Below are 1,223 nucleotides of genomic sequence, written 5' to 3'. Positions count from 1 at the left end.
GCGCCGCCCGGCCCGCGCGTGGCCCGCAGCGCCAACTGCGCCAGCAGGCGCAGCCGCGCCTCCCCGGCCGGGTCCGCCGGCTCCCGCGCGCGCAGATGCAGCGCGATGCCATCCCCCGCCGGCCAGGCCAGCCCCTGGAAGGGCTGCACCCCACCGGCGCGCGGCGAGGCCAGCGGCAGAGACAGGAAAAAATCCGTCCGCTCCCCACGCGCGGCGGCGCGGTGCAGGGGCGTCATCGCCTCCTCCCGCGCCAGGGCGGGGCAGCATTCCCAGAGCAGGCGGCCCTCCAGCCGCGCCTCGCTCCCCTCCTGGCCAGCTTCCTGGCCCCCTTCCCGAGCTGAGGCGGCCAGCAGGCGGCGCGCCGCGCGGTTGGCATGCATCACCCGCCAGCCGACATCCACCGCCAGCACCGCATCCCCCATGGCGTCCAGCAGGGTCTCCACCCGGGCCCGGCCGCTCTCCGCCTCCTGCACCGCGCGGTGCAGCGCGGCGATCAGCAGGCGGTTCTGCAGCGCGGCCTCCCCCAGCCGCAGCAGCGGGGCCAGGGCGGCGCGGTCATCGGCGCCGAAGGGCTCCGCCCCATCGCCTTCCCCGGCGGCGAGCAGCAACAGGCCGGCCGGCGCCACCTCCCCCGGCACCGCTTCCCTGGGCACCGCTTCCTTGGGCACCGCTTCCCTGGGCACCGCTTCCCTGGGCACCGCTTCCCCCTGGCGGAGCGGCAGCAGCAGCAGCGGCGGCAGCCCCTCCGCGAGGCTGGCCGGCAGGGCGACGGGCGCGCCGGCGGACCGCGCGGCGGGGGAAGCGGCCAGTTCCAGCAGCCGCGCCTGCACCGGCGGCGGCAGACCATGGCCGGGCGCCCAGCTGGCAGCCGGGGCGGCCGCGTTGGGATGCCAGAGCACCGCCCCCCGCGCCCCCGCCACCTCCCGCGCCAGGCGGGCCAGGCTGTCCAGCAGGGCGGGCAATTCACTGGCGGCGGCGATCTCGGCCGAGCCGCCGGCCAGCAGGCGCAGCCGGCGGGTGGTGGCCTGCTGCTGCTCCAGCCGCCGCGCCGCCTCGGAGAGCAGCAGCGCCGTGCCGCCGCCGAGCAGCCCCAGCACCAGCAGGGCCAGCATCGTCACCCAGCCGGCATGGCGGCGCCACGGCGCCAGGGCCACGGCCTCCTCCTGCGCCACCAGCAGCAGGGCGGGCAGGCCGGGCAGGGCGGTGGCCGCGGCCAGCAGCGG

At 79.1% G+C, this 1,223-nt stretch carries 1 protein-coding gene; it reads right to left on the bottom strand.

All coding sequences use genetic code 11. The features are described from left to right. Positions 1 to 1,223, bottom strand: a 1,223-nt coding sequence (locus NON00_RS24540; protein WP_256025427.1) for a PAS domain-containing protein, incomplete at both ends; no start/stop codon positions are given.

The sequence above is a fragment of the Roseomonas sp. GC11 genome (assembly GCF_024437745.1).
Lineage (GTDB): Bacteria > Pseudomonadota > Alphaproteobacteria > Acetobacterales > Acetobacteraceae > Pseudoroseomonas.
The sequence above is the reverse complement of the archived record's forward strand: the minus strand, read 5'-3'. Positions and strand labels throughout refer to the sequence as shown.